Genomic DNA, 6,136 nt, shown 5'->3' with positions numbered 1-6,136 from the left:
GAGCGGTTCCTCGCCGCCTCCCTGCCCTCCGGCGCCATCTCGCACCTGAACTACGCCCAGAAGGTGGCGCAGATGCCGATGGTGCCACCCGCGCCGGACGGGGCGGCCGCGTACCGGGACGAGATCCCGCGCCAGCTCCCCTCCGACACCTCCGACTTCGTCGGAGACGAGGAGCAGATCGCCCGGATCGAGCGGACGCTCCTCGGCGAGGGCGGCCAGCGGGCGGTCGGGCTGGCCGTGGTGGTGGGCAAGCCGGGCACCGGCAAGTCCACCCTGGCCACGCACATCGCCCACCGGCTCAGCGAAACCGGCTTCCCCGACGGCCAGTTGTACTGCGACCTGCGCGGTACGGGCGCTCCCGCGACCTCGGCCGAGGTACTGGGCCGGTTCCTGCGGGCGCTCGGCATCCCGGGCGCGGTGATCCCCGAGTCGCAGGACGAGCGGGCCGAGATGTACCGGACCCTGCTGGCCTCCCGCCGGATGCTGGTGGTGCTGGACGACGCGGCGTCCGAGAGCCAGATCCGGCCGCTGCTGCCGGGCAGCCGCACCTGCGCGGTGCTGGTCACCAGCCGGGTCCGGCTCACCGGGCTGCCCGGTGCGCACCGGATCGAGCTCGACGTCATGAGCACCGAGCACGCGCTGGAGCTGCTGGTCCGGGTCATCGGCGCGGACCGGGTGGAGCGCGAGGGGGCGGCGGCCGAGGCACTGATCCGGACCGTGGGCGGCCTGCCGCTGGCGCTGCGGATCGTGGCCGCCCGGCTGGCGGCCCGCGCGCACTGGACCCTGGCCTCGATGGTGCACCGGCTCGCCAACGAGCGGCACCGGCTGGACGAGCTGACCCACGGCGAGCTGACGATGCGGGCCAGCCTCTCCCTCACCCACGACGGGCTGGCCGCGCCGGACCGCCGGCTGCTGCGGCTGCTGAGCCTCGCGAAGGGACCGACGCTGCCGGGCTGGCTGCCCGGGGCGCTGCTCGACGACGACCGGCCCTTCCCCTCCGACCTCCTCGAACCGCTGGTCGACGTACAGATGCTGGACGTGGTCGGGGTCGAGTCCACCGGCGGCTTCCGCTACCGGTTCCACGAGATCATCCGGGTGTTCGCACGGGAGCAGCTCGCCGAGCACGACGAGCCGGCCACCCAGGCGGCGGCGCTCGGCCGGATGCTGGGCGGCTGGCTGTCGCTGGCCGAGCAGGCCCACCGGCGGATCTACGGCGGGGACTTCACGGTGCTGCACGGCAGCGCTCCGCGCTGGGAGCCGCCGCCCGCCTGCGTCGACGAGCTGCTGGTGGACCCGCTGGAGTGGCTGGAGAGCGAGCACGCCAACCTGGTCCAGGCGGTCGAACACGCCGCCGAGGCGCGGATGGACGAGCTGTGCTGGGACCTGGCGACGACCCTGACGACCCTGTTCGAGGGCCGGGGCTACTTCGACGAGTGGGAGCGTACGCACCGGCTGGCACTGGAAGCCGTCCGGGCCGCCGGGAACAAGCGCGGCACGGCCGCTCTGCTCAGCTCGCTCGGCGTCCTCCACCTCGGCCGCAGCCAGAAGGAGGAGTCGCGGACGGCACTGACCGCGGCGCTCGGGCTGTTCCGGGAACTGGACGACCGCCACGGGCTGGCCCTGTGCAACCGGGACCTGGCGCTGCTGGAGCGGATGCGGGGCAACGAGGAGCACGCGCTCACCCTGTACGACCGGGCGCTGCGGGATTTCGACCGGGTCGGTGACGTGGTGGGCCGGGCCATCGTCCTGACGCAGAGCGCGCAGATCTGGATGGTGCGCGGACAGTCCTCGGCCGCGCAGGACCGGCTGGACGAGGCGCTCGGCATCTACCGTTCGGTGGGCTACACGGGCGGCCAGGCGCGGACGCTGCGCCGGGCGGGGCAGTTGTCGCAGTCCCAGGGCGAACACGAGCGTGCGGTACGGACGTTCAGCGAGGTGCTGGAACTGTGCCGGGACAGCGGTGATGTGATCGGCGAGGGACACCTGCTGCGGGATCTGGGTCACGCGCACGCGGAGCTGGGGCGGGGAGAGTCGGCCCGGGGGTTCTACGCGCAGGCGCTGTCGGTCCGCGAGCAGATCATGGACCAGGGCGGCGCGGCGGTGGTGCGGCTCGACCTGGCGCGGCTGCTGATGGCGGGGGGCAACGCCCGTGAGCGGTCCCGTTCCCGGGAACTGCTGGAAAGCTCGGTCCGGGTGTTCCGCGAGCGGCGGATGGATACGGAACTGGCTGAGGCACAAGGGCTGTTGGATTCGGCTCCGCTGCCCTCTCGGGTGATCGGTCCGGTGCTGGGCCAGGCGTTCGTCCCGCTCGTGGGGTCGGCGCCTGCCGCTGCCCTGGGCTCGATGTCGGGTCCGTCCGTGAACCCGGCTCTGGGTTCGGACGCCGTCCGCGCACCGGCTACGGAATCCGCGGCCGGGGTGTGACGTCGGGAGCGGTTCGGGACCGGGCCGGGGTGTGACGTCGGGGGTGTGACGTCGGGGACCGGATCGGGGGCCGCGTCAGTCCCACGGGTTGGTGTCGGTGGAGGTGCTCGGCGAGGGGGTGGCCGTCGGGCCGGTGACGCCGGCCGTGGTGGCGGGGGCGGCCGGGCCGTCGGCCTGGGCGACCTGGGTGCCGAGTACGGCCGCTCCGGCGATGGCGACGGTGACGAGGGCGGTGCGGAAGCCGGCGGTGAGCGTCATCTCTGATTCCCTTTCATCGGTGCGCTCCGGGTTTTCCGGGGCGCTTCCTTCGTTCTGGGCATCACGTTAGGAACAGCCGGAATCCCCGCACCGGCCCCGCTCCTATCCCCGCGCTATCACGCTTCTGGAGAGGTGACGGGGACGGCGTAGACCGGTGATAGCGGCGTCGTAGGCGGGTGGGGAGCGGGGCTCCGGGGGTGATAGGGGCGCCTGCCGGGGGCTGTTCGCGCGGGGATGCCGGGGCGATAGCGCGCTGCCGACGATGGGAAGCAGGAACCGGGCCGGGCCACGCGGGCCCAGCCGTTCCCCACCACCACCGCCGGGAGCGCACATGAACAGCACGGCCGCCGTCGACGCCGCCCTCACTTCGGTACGGGACACACCCCGTCTGGGCATGCTGATCAGGACCCACCGACTGCGGATCGGCCTCACTCAGCGGGAGTTGGCCGACCTTTCCACGATCAGCGTGCGGGCCATCCGCGATCTGGAGCAGGGCAAGGCGAGACGGCCCCGCCCCGACACGGTCCGTCTGATGGCCGACGCGCTGCGGCTGGGCGCCCGGGCCCGGACCGCTCTGGAGGCCGCCGCGCAGCAGGGCCGGGCGACCGGAGCGGGCTGGGAGCGGCCGCCGGCGCCGCCGACCGCCCTGCACCCGATGGTGGGCCGGGAAGCCGAGGCGTCGGTGCTGGAACGGGAGCTGGCCTCGGGGGCGGAACGGCTGGTGCACCTGGTGGGGCTGACCGGGGTGGGCAAGACGCGGCTGGCGCTGTCGGTCGCAGAGCGGCTGCACGGCGCCGGGATACCGGTGCTCTGGTACGCCTTCCCCGGCGCGGCGGCCGATCACCTGGGCTGCGCCGAGGGCGAGTCGGCGGTCCTGGCCGCCTCGGCGGCGGCCGAGCTGTACTCCCCCGCCCCCGCACCGTGCGCGGACGGCGGCACCCCTGCGCTCGACGGCGGGCGTGCGGGCGGTGCGGGCGACGGCGGCGGGGGACCCACCGGCAGGTCCCCCGCCGCGGGTACGGTCGGCCCCCTCGCCGGCGCCGTCGACTCCCTCGCCGAACTGCTGGGTGACCAGCCTGCGTTGCTGGTGCTCGACGGAGCCCCCGCGGGCCCGCTCCGGTTCGACCGGCTGACCGGGCTGCTGCGCGCCTGCCCCGGGCTGCGGCTGCTGGTGACCTCGGACCAGCCGTGGGAGGTGCCCGGCGAGCGGATCTTCCTGCTGGCCCCGCTGGAGGTGCCGGCCGACGGCGTGGTGGACCCGGCGGCCCCGGCGGTCCGGCTCTTCCTCGACCACGTCCGGCGGGTTCGTCCGGAGTTCGCGCCGACGGCGGCCGACGCGGAACGGGCCGCGCGGGTCTGCCGGCGGCTGGACGGACACCCGGGGGCGCTGGCCGCGGCCGCCTCCTGGCTGGTGGTGTGCGACCTGACCGCCCTGTGCCGCGGTCTCGACGAGGACCCGGTGGCCCTGCTCGACCACCTCGGCGGGCGGGCGGGCACGGCCGGCTTCCGGGGGGCTCTGGGGCAGCGGCTGGACCGGCTCTCACCCGCCGCCCGCGGGCTGCTGGAGGCGCTGTGCGCGGGCGCCGGGGACGAGTTCGACCTGGCCGGGATCACCGCCCTGGCCGCTGTCGCGGGCAGACCGGGCACCGGTCTGGCGGAGGCCGGCCGGATGCTGCGCGAGCTGCTGATCAGTGGTGTCGTACGGGCCGCGCACGAGGGCGGAAGCTCCCGCTTCCGGGTGCTGGGCCTGGTCCGGGCCACCTGCCGGGCTCCGCGCGCGGCTGCCGCCACTGCCGCCTGAACTGCTCGCCGAGTGCCGGAGCAACTGCCGCAGGGCCGGGGGGCCCGCCGGTTGGATGACGTACGGCCGGACCACGCAGCAGATCTCGTACCAGCACGTGAACAGATCTCGACCGCCCGCCACGGAGACCATTTTGAGGAGCCCGCACATGTCCACCGAGCCGTCTGAACAGAGCAGCGCCGCGCAGGGGCCGGCCGCTGTGCGGGTGCCGCTGTCGGCGGCGCAGCGCGACATCTGGATGGCCCACGGGCTGGACGCGTCCGGCTGCCGCTACAACATCGGCGAGTACCGGGAGATCCTGGGCGACCTCGACGCGGGGCTCCTCGCCCGGGCCTGGTACCAGCTGGCCCGCGAGGCGGACTGCCTGCGCATCCGCGGCACCGGTTCGGACGAGGAAGGGAACGGAGCCGGGGACAGAGCCGGGGACGGCACGGGGAACGGCGACGGCGGCCTGTGGCAGCTGGTCCACGCCGAACCGGGCTCACGGGAACTGGAGTTGCTGGACCTGAGCGAAGAGGCGGACCCCGCCGCGGCCGGCCGGGCCTGGATGGCGGCGGAGCTGGCCCGCCCGTTCGACCTGGAGGGCGGCTGGCTGACCCGGCACGTCCTGATCGCCGCGGGCACGACGGAGCGGGGCGAGCGCCGCTGGTTCTACTTCCACGCCTTCCACCACCTGGCCGTCGACGGCATGGGCATCGCCCTGATGGACCGGCGGCTGGTGGAGCTGTACGAGCGGGCCGCGGCCGGTGAGCCGTGGGGGCCGAGCCCGTTCGGGACGATGGCGGAGCTGCTGGCCGAGGACGAGGCGTACCGGACGTCGCCGGAGGCAGCCGCGGACCGGGCGCACTGGGCCGCCCACCTGGTCGGGCTGCCGCAGACGCCGCGGCTCGGCGAGGGCCGCAGCGGGCGTACGGCGCCGGGCGCGCTGCCGTTCGTACGGCGCACGGTGGTACTGCCGGCGGCGCGGGCGAACCGGCTGCGCGAGGTGGCGCGGGCGCACCGGGCGCCGTGGACGATGCTGGTGATCACGCTGGTCGGGGCTTACGTGCACCGGGTGGGCGGGAGCACCGAACCGGTGCTGGGCCTGCCGGTGACGGGCCGGCGTACGGAGCTGGCGCGGCGCACGCCGGGCATGATGTCGAACGTGGTGCCCCTGCGGGTGCCGGTGGCGCCGGACGGGACGGCGGCCGAGCTGCTGTCGGCGGTGGTGGCGGAGACCCGGCAGGGGCTGGCGCACCAGCGCACCCGGTACGAGGACATCTGCCGGGACCTGGGTCTGGGCGAGGCGGAGCGGCGCATCTCGGCTCCGCTGGTCAACATCATGGCGTTCACGCCCGGGATGCGTTTCTGTGGCTTCCCGACCACGCAGCACAACCTGAGCAACGGTCCGGTCGAGGACCTGGCGGTCGGCGTGTACGACCTGGGGCCGGAGGGCGGGCTGCGGATCGACTTCGACGCGGCTCCGGAGGTCTGCGACCTCGCGGCGGTGGCCGGGCACCAGGACCGGTTCCTGCGGTTCGTGGAGACGGCTGTGGAGTCGCTGGAACTGCCCCTCTCCGAGCTGGAGTTGCTGGGTGAGGCCGAGCGGCGTCAGGTGCTGGAGGAGTGGACGGGCACGCGGGCCGACATCGGCGCGGCGACCCTCGTCGACCG

4 protein-coding genes are annotated in these 6,136 nt (G+C 74.7%); 3 read left to right on the top strand and 1 reads right to left on the bottom strand.

The window, feature by feature from the left end; all coding sequences use genetic code 11:
• On the top strand, nucleotides 1-2,424 hold a 2,424-nt coding region (locus ABT106_RS30670; protein WP_351283974.1), incomplete at its 5' end, for an ATP-binding protein.
• A 75-nt stretch (nucleotides 2,425-2,499) separates the two neighbouring features.
• Here the strand turns inward: ABT106_RS30670 and ABT106_RS30665 are convergent.
• A complete protein-coding gene (locus ABT106_RS30665) occupies nucleotides 2,500-2,682 on the bottom strand; it encodes a hypothetical protein (protein WP_351283971.1) in 183 nt (60 codons plus the stop codon).
• A gap of 331 nt (nucleotides 2,683-3,013) precedes the next feature.
• Here ABT106_RS30665 and ABT106_RS30660 point away from each other — a divergent pair, with 331 nt between their 5' ends.
• Nucleotides 3,014-4,483, top strand: a complete 1,470-nt coding sequence (locus tag ABT106_RS30660) for a helix-turn-helix domain-containing protein (RefSeq protein WP_351283968.1) — start codon at nucleotides 3,014-3,016, stop codon at nucleotides 4,481-4,483.
• A gap of 148 nt (nucleotides 4,484-4,631) precedes the next feature.
• Nucleotides 4,632-6,136: condensation domain-containing protein (locus tag ABT106_RS30655; RefSeq protein WP_351283965.1), on the top strand; the 1,505-nt coding region annotated here is incomplete at its 3' end.

This window comes from Streptomyces sp. NPDC002044, from assembly GCF_040296725.1.
Lineage (GTDB): Bacteria > Actinomycetota > Actinomycetes > Streptomycetales > Streptomycetaceae > Streptomyces > Streptomyces antarcticus.
The sequence above is the reverse complement of the archived record's forward strand: the minus strand, read 5'-3'. Positions and strand labels throughout refer to the sequence as shown.

Bases quoted from the DNA above. Each gene is read 5' to 3' on its own strand.
- ABT106_RS30665 (WP_351283971.1), bottom strand. From the start codon at position 2,682: ATGACGCTCACCGCCGGCTTCCGCACCGCCCTCGTCACCGTCGCCATC.
- ABT106_RS30660 (WP_351283968.1), top strand. From the start codon at position 3,014: ATGAACAGCACGGCCGCCGTCGACGCCGCCCTCACTTCGGTACGGGAC.